This window comes from Streptomyces sp. NBC_00569 (assembly GCF_036345255.1).
Lineage (GTDB): Bacteria > Actinomycetota > Actinomycetes > Streptomycetales > Streptomycetaceae > Streptomyces.
Window position 1 is genome coordinate 10,227,182 of sequence record NZ_CP107783.1, and the last position, 19,451, is coordinate 10,246,632.

Below are 19,451 nucleotides of genomic sequence, written 5' to 3' on the forward strand. Positions count from 1 at the left end.
CCGTGTCGGCGGATGCTGTCAGGCCATGCCGGGGCGGGTGTCCGTGCCCGCGGCGGGCCGCAGCACGGCTGGTGTCGCGGCCGTGGGGTACCTGCCGGAGTGTCTGGTGGCTGCCGGCTCCCGGAGAAGACTGGGCGGGGGCCGGGCAGCCGTGGAAAACGTACGGCAGAGGGTCGGGCAGGACGCTGTGAACCCTTAAGACACGCCGACCGTTGCTGTTGCCGCGGCGCTGCTTGTCCGGCACAAGGCTTCATCGGGTTCCTCCGTGGATACCCCTGCCTTCAGGCAGGGGAGGAAACGGACTCCTGCGGAGCAGGGCAAGGTGGGGTCATTCGCCCCCAGGGCGAAAGGCCGTGCTCTGGCCCGCAGGTTTGGTCTCACACATCGGTCGCACTAGTTTGTGGGCGTGGCCACGACTTGTGTGAAGCGGGCGTTCAAGTACCGCTTCTATCCGACCGATGCGCAGGCGGCCGAGCTGTCGCGCACGTTCGGATGCGTGCGCAAGGTCTACAACCTCGCGCTTGCCGCCCGCACCGAAGCGTGGGCGCGGCAGGAGCGGGTCAACTACAACGCCACCTCGGCCATGCTGACCGCATGGAAGAAGACAGGGGAACTGGCGTTCCTCAACGAGGTTTCCTCCGTACCGTTGCAGCAGACGTTGCGGCACTTGCAGACGGCGTTCACCAACTTCTTCGCCAAGCGGGCAAAGTATCCGCGCTTCAAGTCGAAGAAGAAGTCGCGGAAATCTGCCGAGTACACCACCAGCGGTTTCCGGTTCCGTGCCGGGGAGCTGACTCTGGCGAAGATGGCCCGGCCGCTGGACATCGTGTGGTCGCGCCCGCTGCCCGAGGGCGTGTCCCCGTCCACGGTGACCGTGTCGCAGGATGCGGCGGGGCGCTGGTTCGTCTCCCTGCTGTGCGAGGACCCGGCCATCGCGCCACTTGCCGCTGCTGATGCGGCAGTGGGAATCGACGTCGGTCTGGATCACCTGCTGACTCTGTCCACCGGGGAGAAGATCGCCAACCCTCGGCACGAACGCAAGGACCGTGCCGCCCTCGCCCAGGCTCAGCGCCGCATGGCGAAGAAGGAGCAGGGCAGTGCGAACCGGGCCAGGGCCCGGCGCAAGGTCGCCAAGATCCACGCCCGCATCGCCGACCGTCGCCGCGACCACCTGCACCAACTGACCACTCGACTCGTTCGTGAAAACCAAACGCTCGTGATCGAGGACCTGACGGTGCGCAACATGGTCAAGAACCGGAAACTGGCCCGCGCCATCTCGGATGCGGCGTGGTCGGACTTGCGGAGCATGCTGGAGTACAAGGCCGCCTGGTACGGGCGGGAAGTGATCGCGGTCGACCGCTTCTTTCCCTCGTCCAAGCTGTGCTCCCACTGCGGCAGCGTGCAGGGCACGATGCCGCTCCACGTCCGCATCTGGACGTGTGAGTGCGGCACGACCCATGACCGGGACGTGAACGCGGCACGCAATCTTCTGGCCGCCGGGCTGGCGGTGACAGTCTGTGGAGCTGGTGTAAGACCTCAACGGAGTTCTCCGGGCGGGCAGTCGGCGACGAAGCAGAAAACCCCACGGCGCGAGCCGTAGGAATCCCCCTCCTTCAGGAGGCGGAGCATGTCAAGGGTGAGCAAGAAGGGGTGTATCAGCGCGACACGCCGCGTCAGATGCGGGGTGCGCTGGTGGGGGCGGGCACATTGGCTGGGTCAACTCCGAGCGCTCCCGTTGGAGTGGCTGGCAGATGCCCCCGTGGTGCCCTCAATCCCCGGACCGGGGGCATCTGTTGGTTTTCCGGCAATCGGAATCCTGACGCCGTGGGCCCGCGGCCCCGCCCTCGCCCGGTCGCGGGCCTACGGCCCCCTTTCCACTCCGTCAAAAGCGGCACACGTCCTTGGCAGTGCTCGCCTCGTGGTTCGAATGAACCGTTGCCGTGGCTGGTCACGGCTTCTTGGACAGACCGTCATCGATGCCGATGAAGGTGCACCATCGTTTCGCGGGTGCCCCGCATGAGCGTTGCCGGCGCCTGGGCGCGCCTGGAGGTTGCCTCCGTGCCCGCAACGTGCGCTCCGGCGGTGCCCGAGGACGTTCAACAGGCGCTTGAGAGGCCCGAGTCGGAGCCCGCCACCACCGCGGCCGCCGCCGTGGTCTTCGCCTGTGTCACGGCCGGGGAAGTCGACCGTGACTCCCGCCGACACCGAGGTCTCCGCCTCAGCCCTGGCGTCGGCTGCGGCGGACCAGGCGCCGGCCGCGAGCCGGGTGCCCGGCTACGCCTCGGAAACCCTCGTCGACCAGATTTATGCCCGGGTGCGTGACGTGCTGGCCTGGCCTCAGGGCGGCATCGAGGCCGCGCAGACCGCGCTCATCTCGTAGGACCGGGGCCACTGGGGGAGAGCGCCCCGCCATGTGAGCGGGGTCCGGCACGCAAGCCGTTCCGAGCACCCCTCCCAACTGCGCGAATAACAGTGGGTGATTGATCGATGTGCAGGGAGTGGCGGGGCCTGTTTCTCTGAAATGGCCCGCTCTTCCCCATCACCCAAGGAGTGATCATGAGCGCTGCAGGTGAGTCCGGTCGTGCCCAGCAGAACCGTGCCCGGGCCCGGGACCTCGAACAGGCCGCGGAACGCGCCACTGACCCGCAGGAGCGTCAGCGCCTGATGGACCAGGCCCGCCGGCTCAAGGAGCAGAGCGAGCACACGGGCGGCACCCGCATGCCGGACACCGACCCGACGGTCTCGTCCCGCCGGTAGTTCCGCGCACAGACACCGGCCGGTGGCCGGCCTCCGTGGCCTTTGTGTCACGCGAGAGGCCCCCGGCCGGTCACTGCTGTCTGCGCCCAGGGAACAACGCCCCTGCGCCGCCAACGACACCGGCAAACCACCACTGCACTCCCGGCACAGACACCGGCCGGCGGCCGCTCAGCGGTGGGCGGGCCGGGCGTGGATTTGCAGGGCCGACCGGGCGCGCGTCACCCTGATAGACGAGGGCAGGTGCTGACGTGCACACCAGCGACGAGATCTACCACCGGGTGCTCTGGGACCCGCGCTTCGACCCCGAGCGGTTCGTGATGGGGATCGCCGAGCGCGGAGCCCCGCCGAAGCGGATCCTGCTCGACGACTTCGTGCCGGGCGGAGAGATCCCCTGGCACCGGGTGGTGTTCTTCGAGGAGGACGGCCAGGTCGTCTGGGACCGCGCCTGCGCCCTCGATCGGCTCGACGAGACCCTCGTCGAGCCGGTCGGTCCCGTGCCGGCCCCAGCCCCCGGCGACGTCCTCGCCGTCCCGTCGACGAACCGCACCGCCGTCGCCTGGCTGCCGCCGGCACAGTTGTGGCCGCCGATCCAGCACATCCGCCGCGAACACGACCGGCAGATCCGCCGCTGGCCACCGCACGTCAACGTGCTCTTCGGGTTCGTCCCCGAGGCCGAGTTCGCCCGGGCCCTGCCACTGGTCGCCGCGGCGCTCGCCGAGACGCCGCCGTTCACCGCCCGCCTGGCGGGCGTCCACTGGTTCGAACACCGCGAGGATGCCACCGTCTGGCTCGACCCGGCCGCCGCCGACCACGAGCCCTGGGCGCGGCTGCGGGAGTCGCTGGAACTCCGCTTCCCGCTATGCGCATCGCACTCGCACGGCTTCACCCCGCACCTGTCCCTCGGCCGTACCCCGGACCCGCACCTCCTCGCCCGCAAGGCAAAGGCCCTCCTCGGCCCCATGACGGCCCGGGTCGACGAACTGGTCCTGCTCTCCCGCCGCGGCGACGAGCCGATGCGGGTCCGGGCCCGCATCCTGCTCGGCAGCGACGACGTACCTCACCCTTGAAGTGTTCTCCCTCGTTCACGAGGGAGAACACTTCAACAGTTCGGTGGGAGTGCCGATGAGGTCCGTGACGATGGCGAAGCGGGTGTCGAACTCGTCCTGCGTGCGGGGCCGGCGTTCGTCCTAGGTCAGGGGGCGGGATCCGTGAAGACACCGGTCAGTAGCTACGCGGTATGACAAGTTAGCGGTCCGCTACGAGGCGACCGTCCTCGTCGCGGCCATCAACGAGTGGCTGTGACCAGCACATTCGATCCACGCCCTAGTTGGGGGGCGGCGCGTCGGCGAGCTGATTGCTGCGGTCGATCTCCGGCATGTGCGTCTCGGCCCAGGCGCGCAGGGCGGAGAGCGGTCCTTCGAGGGACAGGCCGAGCAGGGTGAGCTGATAGTGGACGGCGGGCGGCACAGTGGGTTCCACGCGGCGCGCGACCAGGCCATCGCGGACCAGGCTCTGCAGGGTGACGGACAGCATCTTCTGTGAGATGCCCGGGATACGGCGCCGAAGTTCCGCGAAACGGAGCTCGCCCGGAGCCTCCTCGGCCAGCACCTTCACCGCCATCGACGTCCACTTGGTGCCGATACGGTCGAGCAACTGGCGGGTCGGGCACCGCGGATCCAGCAGATCACCGCGCTCACCGGGCCGCCGGCTGGGTTCGCCGGGAGTCGATGTGGTCACCCGGGGCTCACCACCTGAAGGGAAAGTGCCGTCTTGGGGAGACCAGGGTAGTTCCCTAACGTGACCTAGTCACCATCATTCACCACACACCTGGAGCCCCTCCATGCCCGAGCTGCGACGCGTCCTCGCCAACGGTGTCGAACTGAATGTCGCCCTCGCCGGATCGGGCCCGGCCGTCCTGCTGCTGCACGGCTTCCCGCACACCTGGGAGCTGTGGACGGACGTCATGGCCGATCTGTCCGGCCGCTACCGCGTCATCGCGCCTGACCTGCGCGGGTTCGGCGCGAGCAGCCGGGCCGCCTCCGGATACGACGCAGGCACCCTGGCCGAGGACGCCGCGGCGCTTCTCACCACGCTCGGCGTGTCCTCGGCCGCGGTGGTGGGCATCGACGCGGGCACCGCGCCGGCCTTCCTCCTCGCCCTGCGCCGCCCCGGTCTCGTCCGGCGCCTAGCCGTCATGGAGTCCGTTCTGGGCAGGCTGCCCGGCGCCGAGGAATTCCTCGCCGACGGGCCGCCGTGGTGGTTCGGCTTCCATTCCGCCGCGCCCGGCCTCGCCGAGACCGTGCTGGAGGGCCACGAGGCCGCATACGTCGACTGGTTTCTGAGCGCCGGCACACTCGGCGACGGGGTGCGCCCCGCCCTCCGGGACGCCTTCATCCGCGCATACACCGGCCGCCAGGCATTGAGCTGCGCGTTCTCGTACTACCGGGCCCTGCCCGAGAGCGCGGTACAGATCGAGCAGGCGGTAGCCACTGCCCGCCTGACGGTACCAACGATGGCGCTTGGCGCCCGGCCCGTCGGTGCCGCGCTGGAACGCCAACTCCGCCCGGTCACCGACGATCTCACCGGACACGTCATCGAAGACTGCGGCCACATCATCCCGCTGCACCGGCCGCGCGCCCTGCTCACGCTGCTGCATCCGTTCCTGGCCGGTGAGGACGCGAAAGCAGCGTGACCGGGGCAGGGACTGACATTCGAAACCGGCGAGGGGTCGGATCAGTGGGCAGGAGCGGGTGGCGTGCTCGCAGAGCCGGCGCCCCTCACGGCTGACCGCTCTTGAGGCGAGCGCGCTTCTCCGCCGGGATGCCGCTGGGCGGCGCCAGAAGGACTCGCTCGAACGGCTTCTCCTGTCGCGCCTCGCGCACCGCTCCGGCCTAGTCTCGGCGCCAGGCTTCCGCGGTCCCCGCTCATTGCCCGCATCCTGCGCCCGGTCCCGCTGAAGTGGCCCCCGCGCCCGCGGGGATGGTCCCCTGAACACCTCGAACATCAGGTGGGCCGTCACGTCGCCTCCGCGCCTGCGGGGATGGTCCGGGGTTTATCAAGGGCCTGTCCTCGCCGCGGAGGTCGCCCCGCGTCTGTGGGGATGGTCGGTTCCTCAACATCGAGGAGATCGCGGCGATCATGTCGCCCTCGCGCCCGCGGGGTGGTGTCTGCACTCGTGCTGCTTGTGATTCGTCAACGCGTGTGGGGGTGCCTGCCGTTGCCGGCGAGCGCCGGCCTCCGCCGTCATGCTCGATGAAGCCGAAGCCCTTTTCGCTGCCCAGTTCGTTCCCGTCACTTCGCCGATCACGATTTGAAGGGCTGTGAGAAGAGCTCATAGATGCCAACTGAGTGCATATGGGCGGTATTTGATGATCTTCGTGAGGCGCGCATACTGGCGATCCGAAATCTTCATAGAGTTGCCTACGACCCTGTGCAAACCATGTGAATCGACACGTCTCGATTGACCTGACTGCCCGATTGGCGCGGTTGGTTCGGTGGGCCGAGCGGTCTAGACCGCATAGGAATGTCTGCGACGACGCATGCATGCGTCGCTGTTCGCAATGGCCGACCATGCCTCGCGCGGAAAGCGCAGGGGAGAGGACCGCAACAACGTGTCCAGATCAGCAAGACGAAGAGGGATCCTGTCCCGCATCGCTCTTGGTGCCGCCGCCATCTTGATAGCGGGACTGCCAGGGGTGGCGAACGCCTCCGTCGGAGGATCCTTAGTCAGTCGGGTTGGGTGAACTCCACATCGATGAGCCGCTTCCCAACCTTCGCCAAGCAACTGCGGCTGCTGGATGAGGATCTGTACTTTGTGACCACCCCGGGCTTTGAGAACTGCGACGCCTCCGCGGCTGTCGTGAAGTGCGACATCAGGTAGCAGCCCGGTAGCACCTGGGGGCGTCGCCACACGCGCCGCCCCCAGCATCTATTGGAGGAAGAGGATGAACGAGGACGGCATCGCCTGGATCACCCGCGCTGACCTGTCCTGGCTCGGCCACTGCGTCACCCTCGCGCGCGGTCTCTCGCCGGAGCAACTCGTTGCTCGCCTCGCCAGGGGCCATGAGCCTGTTTCTCTGGGGGAGCACACCGCTGCGTCGGCGGAGACACACCTGACGCGGCGGGACCAGGAGCGGGGCGTGGGAGACAGCATCGCGGTGCGGTACGGGGACGCTGGCGGGCTAGCCTTTGCCGTGGCGCACGGTGACAACTGGCCTGGTCGGATGGGCCCCGGATACATCGACGGCCTCTCCAATGATGGGGCGGACGTGTTCCAGCTGTACTGGGAGAAGGAGAACCCGAAACTCCCCCCACCTGTCTTTGCCTATTTCCGCGACGGGCGGTACATGTGCGGCTTCGACATGTGCATGAGCTGGTCGCAGGAGATTACCGGACCCCGCCCGGATCTGGTGCGCGGTGATCTCGAGGCCGCCGGCATCTTCTCCGAGACGGACGGGGACCTGGCACACAGCAAGTCCCTCAGCGTCGTTGAGCAACGGTTTCGTCTCACCTTGCCCAAGGAGTTGGTGCTGCAAGGGAAGCTTCACACAGCGCTGATCGCAGGGCAGGCGTAGCTGGATTCTCCCAAATTCCTCCAATAGCCAGGAGATGGATCTCACCAAGTTGACGCGCCTGCGAAGCTGTTTTCTGCTGATCCCGGCCGAGTATCTGCTCCAGGAGTCGCCCCGCGCCAGCGGGGTTGGTCGGAAGGAACTGCACACCTACGGCTGGCTGATGGCGTCGACCCGCGCCCGCGGAGATGGTCCTGCGTCATACGGGCGTTGGCGCCATGCGAGTCGTTGCCCCGCGCCTGCGGGGATGGTCCCCGCGTCCGACTCGGGTGATGTCGGGGTGGGAGCGTGGTGGCACCCTGAGCCACTCCACCTCTGGCTGGATCAGCATGATGAGCGTATGACCGAGAGCGAAGCGGATCTGCTGGCGTTGCTGGGTGAGCTTGATGATCCTGAGTGGCTGGAGTGGCCGCAGCACTACGACCTTGGCGAGACCGCAGCCCGCTTCGGTGGTCTGCTGGCCCGACTCGAAGGCGACTTCGCAGCTCGCTGCACGGATGAGCAGGACACCCAGGACTCCAGCGAGTACGGACGCCTCGTCGTGCCGGCCGACGCGACTGTGTGCGGAACCCGGATCGTCGTCTGCGTGAGCAAGTTCGGCTCCCTGGCGTTGGTCTGCGCCGACAATCCTGGCGCCTTCCTCGGAACCGGGGAGGCACAAGCAGAGGGCGAGTTGGACGCTGCGGATCTGGAAAAAGTCTGCGGGACTTTGGCCGGCCTCGGGTACGCGATCGTGCCCGAGGAGCTACTGGAGTGCGATTACGCCGGTCCGAGCCAACTGCCTTGGCATGTTCAGCGACCTACCTGGTGGCACCGCTTCTTCGGAAGCTTCTGACGATCGCGCGGCGGGGGACAGGCCGGTGCCGCACAGGCAATCCTCCGCACGCTGCCGGCCCCGGTGCTCTGCTGCATGATGACTGCCGTGAACATCGAGATTCTGATAAACGTCTGGCAGCGGCTTCTCACCGACCCTCGCAAGTCGTGGGTGCTGTTCGAGCATGGCACCTGTGTCGTGCTGACAGCTCCGGTGGGAGAGCTGGCTGAACAGGCCACCGAGATCGTGAAGAAGTTCGGCCCGGCGCAAGCCGGATCTTCGGCAGGGGACTTTGGGGTGATCGACCTCAAGGATACCGAGGGGTGGGTCGTCACTGGGTATCACAACGACGTCCTTACCTATGTCGGCCCTGATGAGCCTATGGACGAGTCTGAGATCACTGTCGGGCTGTTCGGACGTTCCAAGCGCCACCGAGACGGCACCGAACTTCACGTCGTTCACGTTGAGGACAACCGAGGCTCAGCGGACCCAGCGTGAGTGCCGCGCTTCACCGCTGGTAGTCCCCGGGGGCGTATTGGCGGGCGGGCTGCCAGCACTTTAGATCGGGCATTCGAGTGCACTGGCTGGCTCCCGCCGGAATCGGCGGGTGGTCTTCCTCTGGTCCGCAAATTCCGTGGTCTGCTCGAGTGGGGGGTGCCTGCGCTGGAAGGAACCCTCATGCGCGACACGAGTGATCGCTCGAGGTGACGTCGACCTTCTGCTGATCTGAGGCATCCGCGCATCTCCGTGCCAGTGGTGGAGCGGGTCCTTCGGCGGACCGCGAACGCGGCGCGGAAGTACAGCTGTAGCCCACCGCATCGACGAGGCCATGACGCACCTGCCGCTCGTCCCCGCCCGTCAGGACAGGTTCCTGGCCCGCCTGGACGATCCGGTCGAGGGCGACAGAGCGCCGTTCCTGGACCCGTGGGACCGGCTGTGCGCGCAGCACGGCTACGACGTCGCCGAGAAGCCCTGGAACAACGCAACGATCTACTCGGATTTCCTCAACTCCGAAGAAGCGGACGCCTGAAGCGGCCATTGGCTGCATCCTTCACAAGGCACTCGGGTACGCCGCCGGGTGACCCTTCACCACAGTCAAGGAGGTCTCTCATGGGGTTGAACTCTCGTACGGCCCAGATCGTCTGGGCAATCGTTCCGGTCGCGCTCGCCGGGTTCATCCTGGAGCTGCCGTTCGTCTGGCGGGCATTGAAGACGAAGAAGCGCAGCGACATCATCGCGGCGGCGGTGTTCGGCGTCGTGCAGATCGTGGTGTGGCTGCTCTTCGTGGTCTTCAGCGAGGGTTCCGGGACTCTGCGCGAAGACCTTCCCGCCGCCGTGATCTGGATCGGCGCCCTATCGGCAGCGGTCGCCGCCGCCTACCTGTACCGGCCGCTGAGCAAGGAAGAGTCGATGGACCGGGCGCAGGGTGAACAGCGTCCAGGCTCGTCGTACCTCGGCTGACACTGAAGCCCGGGGGTAACGTCGGCAACCGTCCCTGATGTCGGCCCTGTGCGAGCCCCTTCCTCCGCAGGCCAAGATCAATCTCACCGCCAACCGCTGTACTGATGTTCCCCGACGCCGGCTCAGGCGGCCACAGCCGAGAGGCTTCCTCGTTTTCCCGTATCCCGAACTGTTCCTGTATCGGCGGCCGCACGGGTGTGGGGCGGAGCCCCGCGTGTACTGACCTGGCCTGATCTCCGCTTACGTGATCACCGTGGGTGCGGGTTTGCTGACCCGTTGTCAGTGGTGTCTGTCAGCATGGGCAGTTCGGCGGGGAGCCGTGGTGGAGGGGGAGGCTGCATGCCTTGGGTGAGGCCGTATGTGCGGAAGGACGGGACGGCGGTTCGGGGATACTCGCGGTGGGCGTCCGGTGCTCGACGCGAGATGGCGATACTCGCGACCGTGGCCGTAGTGGTCGTTGGTGGGGGTAACGCCATGGACGGCTCGGGGAAGGCCTCGGGGTCGGAGCATCGGCCGCGCCCTAACCCCACGGCGGTGTACCCGGTGCGATTCCCGGGCTGGCATCAGAAGCCGTTGCCGAAGCCGACGGTGACGTACCCGATCCGCTTCTCACCTCGGGGTGGTCAGTGATGACGCGGCGACCGCCGGCGCGAAGGCGTAGGCGAAGCAAGCGCCGACAGCGCGAGCAGGACCAGCTCGTGGCTCTCCTCGTGGGCGCGGTCATCGGGCTGGCGATCTTCATCGCGGCGGTCAACTGGTTGTTGGCGCACTGGTGGGTCTTCGTCCTGCTCGCCGTGGTGGCCGTACTGGCGGGTGTGGGTGCGCTGTACCAACGTCAGCAGCGCGCCCTGTGGGCGCGCACCCAGTGGCAGGGTCTGCGCTACGGGCTGCCTCAGCTGGACGGGCTGCACCACCGCGACTTCGAGTACGCAATACGAGACTTGATGCGGCGGGACGGCTGCACGGACGCGAAGCAGATCGGCGGCGCGGGCGACAACGGGGCGGATGTGCTCGCCACTGACCCACTGGGCCGCAAGTGGGTCATCCAGTGCAAGCACCGCAGGAACGGCGCCCAGGGCTCGGCGGTGGGCACGCCAGACCTTCAGCGGGTCAACGGGACCGCTCGCCAGCTATATGGCGCGGACGTGGTGTTGGTCGTCACGAACGGACGCTTCTCGACGAAGTGCCCTGAACTGGCCCGGCAGCTGCGCATGCACTTAGCCGACCGCACGATGCTTGCCTCCTGGGCGGCCGGCTCACGGCCGCTGTGGGAGCTGCTGCCGAAAGTGCCGCCCCCACGCCGTTCGACGCCTTTGCGCTGAGAGAAGCCGCAGGTCAGCGCAGGGCAAAATTCCTGAGGCCCGTGGTTGAGCGGAAGGGGGCAAGTTTGCCTCCTTCCGCTCAACCACGGGCTTCGTCGTCCTCTACGACCTCCGCGTCGATGACGTCGTCGGCCGCAACGGTGACCTTTGCGAGGATCCGGCCGACCTTCCGGAGGCGCTTTTGCAGGTGCTCGGCGTCGACAGCTGCGCGGCGGAGCGTCGCTCCTTCGGGGATACGCCGAGTTCGCGCACGACGTCGTCGGCGCGCAGCCCGCATCCGCGCCGCGTCGGCTATCGCCCAGTTGCCGCGCTTCTCGGGGTTCATCAGGAGCCGCGGATGGATATGGAGGGCGCGCGCAAGTGCCTTGATGCGTGGCGGATCCGGCACTCGGTGCCCGTTCTCGTACGCGAGGATCTGCGCCTTCGTCGTCCCTGCCGCGCCCGCGAGCTCCTCAGCGGTCATGGCCTTCATGTGCGACCCGTCAACGTTCATGCGGTGTGCCCGCAGCTCCGACGGGCTTCGGGCCCCGGACGAACCGAGCCGGCCAATAGGCTGGTGGTGGTGGGGGAGGGGCGGGGCTCGGCACGGGCTGCAGGCAGGCCCCACCAGAGGCCGGTGCTCCTGAACGACGTCGGGCTCCCAGCCGCCGCTGCAACGCGCCGCGGTCATTTGACTTTCGGCATTGGGAAGTTGCTTCCTGCTCGATCGGGCACGGCAGAGGGCACGGCCCGGCGGCCAGTCACTCACCTCAGCCTTGTCTCCCGCCTGTCACGATGTCACCCCAAACAAGACTGTTTATCGGGAAAGCTGCCCGTGTTTGTTGTCCCTGGGGTTACGGTCTGTGCGCATGAGGTTCCTGCACACCTCGGACTGGCATCTGGGCCGCCGGTTCCACGGGGAAGATCTGACCGATGTTCAGCGCAAGGTCATCGACCACATTTGCGCCACAGCCCGATCCGAACACGTCGATGCGCTGTTGGTAGCGGGCGACGTCTACGACCGGGCCATTCCGAGCCTGGACGCGGTGCGGCTGTTCAGTCACGCACTGGAGCAGTTCGCCGACCTCGGCATACCCACGATCATGATCAGTGGGAATCACGACTCCGCGCACCGCCTCGGCGTCGGCTCCGGCCTGTTGTCCAAGGCCGGAGTGCACCTGCGCACCGACCTTGCGCAGGCTGCCGTCCCTGTCGTACTCGAGGACGCTCACGGCCCCATCGCCGTCTACGGCGTGCCCTATCTCGAGCCCGCCCTGGCCCGCGACCAGCTGGATGCCGAGACGGCCTCCCACCAGGCGGTGCTGACCTGCGCCCTGGACCGCATCCGCGCCGACCTCGCCGCCCGCCCTGCCGGCACCCGCTCCGTCGTCCTCGCCCACGCCTTCGTCACCGGCGCATCCGGCTGCGACAGCGAACGCGACATCAGCGTCGGCGGCGTCGCCCACGCCGGCGCCGGTGTCTTCGGCGGCATCGACTACGTCGCGCTGGGGCACCTGCACGGCGCCCAGCAAGTCAACAGCCGCATCCACTACAGCGGCTCCCCGCTGGCCTACTCCTTCTCCGAGACCGGCCATATCAAGTCCCTGACCCTCATCGACCTGCCCCAGCACGCAGTTCCCGCGATCACCCGCACCGACCTGCCTCAGGAGCTCAGGCTGCCGCTGGCCCAGCTCACGGGCCGCCTCGAGGACCTGCTGGACGACCCCGCCCATGACAGCCTGGCCGAGGCGTGGCTGCACGTCACCCTCACCAACACGGCCCGCCCGTATGAGCCCATGGCCCGCCTGCGGGAACGCTTCCCCCACACCTTGCACCTGGAGCACATCCCCACCGCCATCCCCGGGCAGAGCACCGACACCCCCACCTACCGTGAACGCCTCCATGGCCGGGGCGACCTCGAGATCACCCACGACTTCGTCACCGCTGTCCGCGGCACCCAGCCCACCGAGGAAGAAGCGGGCCTGCTGCAGGAAGCCGTCGACGACCTGCGCGCCCGCGCCCATGTCCAGGAGAAGGAAACGGTCTGACATGCGCCTGCACACCCTGCACCTGCAGGCCTTCGGCCCGTTCGCCGACCGGCACACCGTCGACTTCGACTCCCTGTCCGTCGACGGACTCTTCCTCCTGCACGGCGACACCGGCGCCGGGAAGAGCACCGTGTTCGCCGCGATCTGCTTCGCCCTCTACGGCAAGCCGCCCGGCGACCGCAACCAGCGGCTACGCAGCGACCACGCCCCAGCCGACCTGCTGACCGAGGTGACCTTGGAGGCCACCCTCGCCGGCAAACGCCTGCGCATCCGCCGCGTCCCCGCCCAGCACAGGCCCAAGAAGTACGGGGAAGGCACCACCCTGCAGAAGGCCGAGACACACCTGAGCGAATGGGCCCAGGAAACCGGGACGCCGGGCCGCTGGGAGCCGGTCAGCAAGTCCCACCAGGAAGCCGCAGACGAGATCGAACTCCTGCTGGGCATGAGCCGCCAGCAGTTCTGCCAGGTCGTCCTGCTGCCCCAGAACGAGTTCACGAAGTTCCTGCGCGCCGACGCCTTGGACCGCAAGGACCTGCTCGGCAGGCTGTTCGGCACCGGCCGCTTCGCCTCCATCGAGGAGTGGCTGGCCAGCCGCAAAACGACCGTCGCCAAGACCCGCGACGAGGCCCGCGCCGACGTCCTACGGCTGGCCGAACGCATCCAGCAGGCCGCCGGCGACAGCCTCGACCCCGCCCAGGGCGCCCCGCAGGCCGACAACCCCACCACACTGACCGAACCAGCCCGCACCTGGGCCACCGCCCTGCACACCGCGGCAGCCCAGCACGAACACACCACAGCCGCCGCCGCCGAAAACGCCCACAGGGAACTGACCGCCTTCCGCGACCAGGAACGCGCCGTACGCGAACTCGCCGACCGCCAGGACACCCAGCGCACAGCCCGCCAAGGGCTCGACCTGCTCGACGAACAAGCCGACCAGCACAACAAGCAGACCCAACGGCGCCAACACGCCCTGACCGCACAGAAGCTGGCCCCCCTGCTGCACGCAGCAGCCACCGCCGCAACCCAGCACATTCGTGCCCAGGACGACGAGAACGCAGCCCGCACCCTCCTGCTCCCCGAATACCGGGCCCTCGACGCCCAGCAGCTCACCGACACCGGGCAGCGCCTGCGCGCGGACATCGGAGCGCTGCGCGCGCTGCTGCCCGATGAGACCACCTTCCAGCAGCAGGTAGCCGATCTGCAGAAGCTGGACACAGAACGCCGGCAACTCCAGGACGACCTGAACGACGCCGAAGCCTGGCTGCAGGACGCCCCCGCACGTCGCAGCGATCTCCTCACCCGCCTGGAGACAGCCCGCATCGCGCAGGAGGAGGCGCGCGGACTCTCCACCGACCTCAACGCGCTCACGGCCCGACTTCAGGCGGCCAGCCACCGTGACTCCTGCGAGATGGAGGTCCGCCGTACCGAAGCGACCCTGGACAAGGCACGATCGGACACCGACGAAGCCGGCCGGACCTTCCTCGACATCCGGCGCCGCCGCACCGACGGCATGGCCGCCGAACTCGCCGGCCAGCTCACCGACGGCGAACCCTGCCCGGTCTGCGGCTCACCCACCCATCCCGCCCCCGCAGCCCCCCACTCCGACCAGCCCACGGCCGCCGACGAACAGGCTGCCGAAGACCACTACACCCGCGCCCAGGAACACCAAAAGACCATCACGGCGACGCTGCGCCAGCTCGCTGAAAAAGCAGCCACCGCCCGCGGCCAGGCCGGCGGGGACACGCCCGTGGCCGACCTGGCAGCTGACCACGAGGATCTGAAGAACCGTCTCAACGACGCCCTCGCCCGCGCGGCCGACACCAGAGTGGCCGACGAACAACTCCAGGCCCTGGAACGCGAGTCCACCCAAAGAGACCGCGCCCGCACCGACGCCGCCACTCGGCTGGCTGCCGCCAACACCGCCTACGACAGCCTCGACACCCAGCGCCACGACCTCGACCAGCGGCTGGCCACGGCCCGCGCCGACGCCCCCACCCTCACCGACCGCATCACCCAGCTCACCCAGGCCGCCGACGCCCTCGAGACCGCCGCTGCCGGCGCCACGGCCACCACCCGCACCGGTAAAGACCACCACCAAGCCCACGACCGAGCGACCGAAGCCGCCCACGCAGCCGGCTTCGCCTCCCTCGACGCAGCCGCACAAGCCCTGCTGCCCGACGACGAACTCCACGCCCTCGAGGACGAGATCACCCGGTGGCAGCAGGAGCGCGCCGTCCTGACCGTCCGCCTCGAAGAGCCCGACCTCCAAGCAGCAGCAGCCCAGCCGCCTGCCGACATCGAGGAAGCCTCCGCGCAACTCGACGCCGCCACCTCCCGCCACACCCGCGCCGCAGCCCTGGCCGGACAAGCCGCCGACCGCACCCGCGCCCTCGCCGACCTGGACACGCAACTCGACACCCACATCCGGCGCCTACAACCCCTCGAGCACGCCTACCGCACCGTCGACCACCTCCACAGCTTGCTCAACGGCACCTCACCCAGCAACCAACTGCGCATGCAGCTGGAGGCCTACGTCCTGGCCGCCCGCCTCGAAGATGTCGTGGCCGCCGCCAACACCCGCCTGCTCCACATGTCCGACCACCGCTACACCCTCGCCCACTCCGACGCCAGGGCCGCCCGAGGAGCCCGCTCCGGCCTGGGCCTGAAGATCCTCGACGCCTGGACCGGCCAGGAACGCGACACCGACACCCTCTCCGGCGGCGAATCCTTCTTCGCTTCCCTGGCCCTCGCCCTGGGCCTGGCCGACATCGTCACCGCAGAATCCGGCGGCCGCGCCCTGGACACCCTCTTCATCGACGAAGGCTTTGGCACCCTGGACGAAGACACTCTCCACCAGGTCCTCGACGTCTTGGACTCCCTGCGCGCCCACGACCGCACTGTGGGGGTCATCAGCCACGTCCCTGAACTGCGCCGCCGTATCACCCACCGTCTCCACGTCCGCAAAGACCGCACCGGATCGACTTTCGCCCACCTGACGGCAGCAGCCGAATGACAGCGAAGAAGCTCGGACCGGCAGCGGCAGCGCCTGCGAGTGGCCGCCGGGGGCGCCGGACCGACCGGGAAGACGACGCGGACGTTCGCCACCGCCGACGGCCCCCTCGGGCCGTTACACCGAGGCGCACCGATCGGGGGCCAGTGTTGGAGAACTCACCCTCGTGATAGCGCCTGGACCGAGAGGATGACAGTGGTACGCGATACAGGAGCGGGGACCATGGACAGGGTTCAAAACGAGGTCCCGGCGATCAGTCTGTCCAAGATGCAGGCGCAGGCCCCGGATTTGTTGAGCCTTTACAAGGCGGCGGGGTCCCGCGTGCGCGCGCACGGTCTCGAGGGGGTGCGTGCTGCCGTGTATCTCGTGCTGGACCGCTCGGGGTCGATGCGGCCCTATTACAAGGACGGCACCATGCAGCATTTCGGTGAGCAGGTCCTCTCCTTGTCCGCTCACCTCGATGACGACGGCACGGTGCCGGTGGTGTTCTTCTCCACCGATGTCGACGGATCCACCGACCTCACGCTCGGAGGCCATCGTGGCCGTATCAACAAGCTGCACGAGAACCTCGGTCACATGGGCCGAACGAACTACCACTGGGCCATGGACGCTGTCATCGACCACTACCTGGCTTCCGGCAGTCAGGCCCCGGCCCTGGTGATCTTCCAGACCGACGGCGGGCCCACCAGCAAGTTCGCCGCCGAACGGTACCTGTGCAAAGCGGCCCGCCTGCCGCTGTTCTGGCAGTTCATCGGGTTCGGCGACCCCGACGACAACGAGTTCACTTTTCTTCGCCGTCTCGACGACCTGGCCGTGCCCCGACACCGCATCGTCGACAACGCAGGCTACTTCCCTGCAGGCCGTGATCCGCGCACCGTAGGCGACGATCTCCTCTACGACCGGCTCCTCCAAGAGTTCCCCAGCTGGCTCGCATCGGCCCGCACCGCTCAGGTCCTGCAGTGAGCGCCGGCGGACCCAACCGGATAGACAGAACCCAACCGGATAGACAGAACCCAACGCGCAGCGCCCGCAGAGCAGTTGCGGTCCACTTCGGCTGACCCCTCGGATCATCGCGGCCGGGGGATTCTGAGCCGTGGCCCAGGCCACCCTGGACGCCGCGACCACCGAACGAACGCTGCTGCTCGCCGAGGTCTACCGGCGTGGCCGGGTCGGCGCGTACGCGCCCGTCAGCCAGGGATTCGACCGTCTGCTGGCCACCACCCTGGACGCAGCGCCGGCTGACAGAGCGAGCCCCGAAGACAGTCTGCCGCTGGACCGCCAGGGTTTCGATGCCGGAGCGCAGTGCGCGGGCGGCGCGCTCCTTGGCGGCGGTGAGCTCTGCGCACCAGCTGCGCGAAATGGGGGTGCAGCACGTCGAGTTCGCCACGACGCTGCTTCATGGAGCAAGCTGGTGCCAAGTAACGCCGGAGATGGGATACGCCTCATCAGAGGTGATGAGGCTGCCCAGTCGGTGGGTAGGCCGACGACTCAACGCCGCAGCCAGGCCCCCTGAGATGACTGCAGTTTCTACTCCCCACCTGGATGACGAACTTTCCAGGGGCGGATGAGCCTCGCACGCACTCCCGAGGTCTTTGCTAGTGCCACACTGTCCTTCCGGGAAAGGGGTGGGCCATGGGATTCGGGTTCCGTGTCGGTGTGCCTGGGCTGAGTGTGCGCGTCTCGACACGCGGTGTGCGAACGTCCGTCGGTCCACGTGCGGCGCGGCTCAGTGTGGGCAGCGGCGGCGCGCGGGTGTCGACGGGACTCGGCCCCTTCTACGCGTCGAGTTCCCTCAGCGGCAGTCGCCGTCGTACCAGCACACGTCGTACCACGCAGACTCGGTCGGTCGCCCCTTCGGCCAGCCAGCTTGAGCGAGCGCGCCGTCAAGCGGAACGAGCACAGCAGGAGGCGGAACGCGACGCCGCCATCGCTCAACTGCAAGAACTCAAGCGGCAGATGACCAGCGTCCACCTGCAGACCTTCACTGCTGCGCAACCGCCCCTACTTCCAGCAGCTCCGCAACTTGGCCTGCCATGGGCACTCGCCGAAGCTCAAAGCTTTCACCTGCAAGGAGTGGGCCGACTCGCACGAGCCGAGCGAGCCGGCGCCAAACAGCGCGCACAACAGGACGCGCCCGCATACCTGGCAGCAGAGACAGCACGTCTGCACGCCGTTCGTGAACAGATGGTCACCGAGGCCGGACAGTGGTGGCACGCGCTGCTCGCCAACGACGAGGCCACCGTCTGCGAGGCAGTGAACACCGCATTCTCCGACAACCCGGCCGCCGGCTGCGCAGTCGGCGTGGACGGCTCGGTCCTGTCCGTCGTTATGCGGCAACAGGATCTCGACACGCTGCCCACCCAGACCGCGGGCCTGACCCCCAGCGGCCGCCCCACCCTGAAGAACCTCACCAAACGCGACCGAACTCTGTGGTGGTTGACAGCCATGGGCTCCAACATCGTCGCCACTCTCAAGGAGGGCTTCGCAACCGCACCCGGCATCGAAGCCATCGACCTGGCCGTCATGACTCGCCTTCCCGACACCCAGCGACTCGGCTTCGTCGCCTATGGCCGCTGGACACGGCGCGCGATCGAGTCCACACCCTGGCGGGAACCTGAGGACGCCCTGCGGTTCCTGGACATCGGGCAGGACACCGCCTGTTCCGTCACCACCACCGCCTCCGGCAATCTGTCCAGCACGCTCAAGCCGCTGGACACCACCCGCGTAGGCGGTCTGCAAGCTCTGCTGGACGGCGCCCAAGACGACTCCGCCTCCGGCGAACCCTCCCTCGCCGACCTGGACATCGCCCTTGGTGCCAACCCGCCTCCCGACCCCGGAGCCGCGCTGGGCGATCCGTACCGGATCAGAGCGTTCGCCGAGTGGAAGCAACAGACCCTCTCACCGCCACACCCCGCACCCATTGCCCCTCCGCCCACGTCTGCGGCACTCATCCCGGGCCAGACCATCGTCCTACCCGAGGAAGCCTGGCAGGGACTTCGCGTCTCCTTCACCTTCGCCGGCGCAGACGCAGACCTCACCCTGTTCTTGCTCGGAACCGACGGCCGTGTCTGCGGTGACGAAGACTTCGTCTTCTACAACCAACCCTCCGCCGCCGACGGAGGCGCGCGCCTCCTCGGAAAACAACAGGAGGGACCACGCACAGTGGAACGCGCCACCGTCCACCTTTCCGCCCTGCCCGACCGGGTGCACCGGGTCGCCGTCGCCATCAACATGGATGTCGACACCGGACTGACCTGCGGCTCCCTCACTCACGCAAGGTTGGACCTGGACTGCGTGAACAGCAGCGCCTGGACATTCACGCCTCCCGCCGACCCTTCCATCCGGGCCATGGTCATCACCGAGCTCTATCGGCACAGTGTCGACGGCAACCCCGTGTGGAAACTTCGGGCCCTGGGCCAGGGCTGGGCGGATGGCCTCGACGGCCTCGCTCGCGCCTGCGGAGTCGCCATCGAATAGTCAGGCAGCGAA

General features: G+C 68.0%; 17 protein-coding genes and 1 pseudogene. 16 read left to right on the top strand and 2 right to left on the bottom strand.

From position 1 onward, the window contains the following. The first annotated feature begins 406 nt into the window (after positions 1-406). The 5 genes and pseudogenes from OHO83_RS46340 to OHO83_RS47225 all read left to right on the top strand — a co-directional run. Positions 407-1,600 (top strand): RNA-guided endonuclease InsQ/TnpB family protein, encoded by a 1,194-nt coding sequence (locus OHO83_RS46340; protein ID WP_266681887.1) that lies wholly within the window; start codon positions 407-409, stop codon positions 1,598-1,600. Between the two features lie 588 nt (positions 1,601-2,188). Continuing rightward, a complete protein-coding gene (locus tag OHO83_RS46345) occupies positions 2,189-2,380 on the top strand; it encodes a hypothetical protein (RefSeq protein ID WP_266681889.1) in 192 nt (63 codons plus the stop codon). Between the two features lie 176 nt (positions 2,381-2,556). Further along, positions 2,557-2,757, top strand: a complete 201-nt coding sequence (locus tag OHO83_RS46350) for a DUF6381 family protein (RefSeq protein ID WP_266681891.1) — start codon at positions 2,557-2,559, stop codon at positions 2,755-2,757. 248 nt (positions 2,758-3,005) lie between these two features. Continuing rightward, positions 3,006-3,824, top strand: a complete 819-nt coding sequence (locus tag OHO83_RS46355) for an RNA repair domain-containing protein (protein ID WP_405633947.1) — start codon at positions 3,006-3,008, stop codon at positions 3,822-3,824. 145 nt (positions 3,825-3,969) lie between these two features. Next, positions 3,970-4,059: pseudogene (locus tag OHO83_RS47225) on the top strand (IS5 family transposase); the annotation flags it as partial. Between the two features lie 21 nt (positions 4,060-4,080). Here OHO83_RS47225 and OHO83_RS46360 read toward each other — a convergent pair. After that, positions 4,081-4,494, bottom strand: coding sequence for a winged helix-turn-helix transcriptional regulator (locus OHO83_RS46360; protein WP_266681893.1), 414 nt, complete (start codon positions 4,492-4,494; stop codon positions 4,081-4,083). Positions 4,495-4,597: 103 nt separating this feature from the next. On the opposite strand from OHO83_RS46360, the gene OHO83_RS46365 reads away from it, so the two are divergent. From OHO83_RS46365 to OHO83_RS46395, 7 genes are all read left to right on the top strand, one after another. Continuing rightward, entirely contained in the window at positions 4,598-5,449 is an 852-nt protein-coding gene (locus tag OHO83_RS46365) for an alpha/beta fold hydrolase (protein WP_266681895.1), read from the top strand. A 1,252-nt stretch (positions 5,450-6,701) separates the two neighbouring features. Then, the gene (locus OHO83_RS46370; RefSeq protein ID WP_266681897.1) at positions 6,702-7,331 is read left to right on the top strand and encodes a DUF6461 domain-containing protein; all 630 of its coding nucleotides are present in this window, start codon (positions 6,702-6,704) and stop codon (positions 7,329-7,331) included. 337 nt (positions 7,332-7,668) lie between these two features. Continuing rightward, complete coding sequence (locus tag OHO83_RS46375; protein WP_266681899.1) at positions 7,669-8,163, top strand: hypothetical protein; 495 nt, start codon at positions 7,669-7,671, stop codon at positions 8,161-8,163. 75 nt (positions 8,164-8,238) lie between these two features. After that, the gene (locus OHO83_RS46380) at positions 8,239-8,640 is read left to right on the top strand and encodes a hypothetical protein (protein WP_405633946.1); all 402 of its coding nucleotides are present in this window, start codon (positions 8,239-8,241) and stop codon (positions 8,638-8,640) included. 331 nt (positions 8,641-8,971) lie between these two features. Next, positions 8,972-9,172: a hypothetical protein gene (locus OHO83_RS46385; RefSeq protein WP_266681901.1), complete on the top strand. Its 201-nt coding sequence runs from the start codon at positions 8,972-8,974 to the stop codon at positions 9,170-9,172. 80 nt (positions 9,173-9,252) lie between these two features. Then, positions 9,253-9,603 (top strand): hypothetical protein, encoded by a 351-nt coding sequence (locus OHO83_RS46390; RefSeq protein WP_266681903.1) that lies wholly within the window; start codon positions 9,253-9,255, stop codon positions 9,601-9,603. Positions 9,604-10,232: 629 nt separating this feature from the next. Then, entirely contained in the window at positions 10,233-10,925 is a 693-nt protein-coding gene (locus OHO83_RS46395; protein ID WP_266681904.1) for a restriction endonuclease, read from the top strand. Positions 10,926-11,004: 79 nt separating this feature from the next. On the opposite strand, the gene OHO83_RS46400 is transcribed toward OHO83_RS46395, so the two are convergent. Then, complete coding sequence (locus OHO83_RS46400) at positions 11,005-11,595, bottom strand: helix-turn-helix domain-containing protein (protein WP_266681905.1); 591 nt, start codon at positions 11,593-11,595, stop codon at positions 11,005-11,007. A gap of 178 nt (positions 11,596-11,773) precedes the next feature. Between OHO83_RS46400 and OHO83_RS46405 the strand changes: the two genes are divergently transcribed. The 4 genes from OHO83_RS46405 (at position 11,774) to OHO83_RS46420 (ending at position 19,439) form a co-directional block, all read left to right on the top strand. Beyond that, a complete protein-coding gene (locus tag OHO83_RS46405; protein WP_266681907.1) occupies positions 11,774-12,952 on the top strand; it encodes an exonuclease SbcCD subunit D in 1,179 nt (392 codons plus the stop codon). Position 12,953: 1 nt separating this feature from the next. Next, complete coding sequence (locus tag OHO83_RS46410) at positions 12,954-15,965, top strand: AAA family ATPase (RefSeq protein WP_266681909.1); 3,012 nt, start codon at positions 12,954-12,956, stop codon at positions 15,963-15,965. Between the two features lie 264 nt (positions 15,966-16,229). Further along, on the top strand, positions 16,230-16,925 hold the full coding sequence (locus OHO83_RS46415) for a VWA domain-containing protein (protein WP_266681911.1): 696 nt from the start codon (positions 16,230-16,232) through the stop codon (positions 16,923-16,925). Between the two features lie 789 nt (positions 16,926-17,714). Then, complete coding sequence (locus OHO83_RS46420; RefSeq protein ID WP_330278396.1) at positions 17,715-19,439, top strand: TerD family protein; 1,725 nt, start codon at positions 17,715-17,717, stop codon at positions 19,437-19,439. Positions 19,440-19,451 lie beyond the last annotated feature (12 nt).

Excerpts from the sequence above, each read along its gene's own strand:
- OHO83_RS46350 (WP_266681891.1), top strand. The coding sequence starts at position 2,557 with ATGAGCGCTGCAGGTGAGTCCGGTCGTGCCCAGCAGAACCGTGCCCGG.
- OHO83_RS46365 (WP_266681895.1), top strand. The coding sequence starts at position 4,598 with ATGCCCGAGCTGCGACGCGTCCTCGCCAACGGTGTCGAACTGAATGTC.
- OHO83_RS46370 (WP_266681897.1), top strand. The coding sequence starts at position 6,702 with ATGAACGAGGACGGCATCGCCTGGATCACCCGCGCTGACCTGTCCTGG.
- OHO83_RS46375 (WP_266681899.1), top strand. The coding sequence starts at position 7,669 with ATGACCGAGAGCGAAGCGGATCTGCTGGCGTTGCTGGGTGAGCTTGAT.
- OHO83_RS46380 (WP_405633946.1), top strand. The coding sequence starts at position 8,239 with ATGATGACTGCCGTGAACATCGAGATTCTGATAAACGTCTGGCAGCGG.
- OHO83_RS46385 (WP_266681901.1), top strand. The coding sequence starts at position 8,972 with ATGACGCACCTGCCGCTCGTCCCCGCCCGTCAGGACAGGTTCCTGGCC.
- OHO83_RS46390 (WP_266681903.1), top strand. The coding sequence starts at position 9,253 with ATGGGGTTGAACTCTCGTACGGCCCAGATCGTCTGGGCAATCGTTCCG.
- OHO83_RS46395 (WP_266681904.1), top strand. The coding sequence starts at position 10,233 with ATGACGCGGCGACCGCCGGCGCGAAGGCGTAGGCGAAGCAAGCGCCGA.
- OHO83_RS46400 (WP_266681905.1), bottom strand. The coding sequence starts at position 11,595 with ATGACCGCGGCGCGTTGCAGCGGCGGCTGGGAGCCCGACGTCGTTCAG.
- OHO83_RS46405 (WP_266681907.1), top strand. The coding sequence starts at position 11,774 with ATGAGGTTCCTGCACACCTCGGACTGGCATCTGGGCCGCCGGTTCCAC.
- OHO83_RS46410 (WP_266681909.1), top strand. The coding sequence starts at position 12,954 with ATGCGCCTGCACACCCTGCACCTGCAGGCCTTCGGCCCGTTCGCCGAC.
- OHO83_RS46415 (WP_266681911.1), top strand. The coding sequence starts at position 16,230 with ATGCAGGCGCAGGCCCCGGATTTGTTGAGCCTTTACAAGGCGGCGGGG.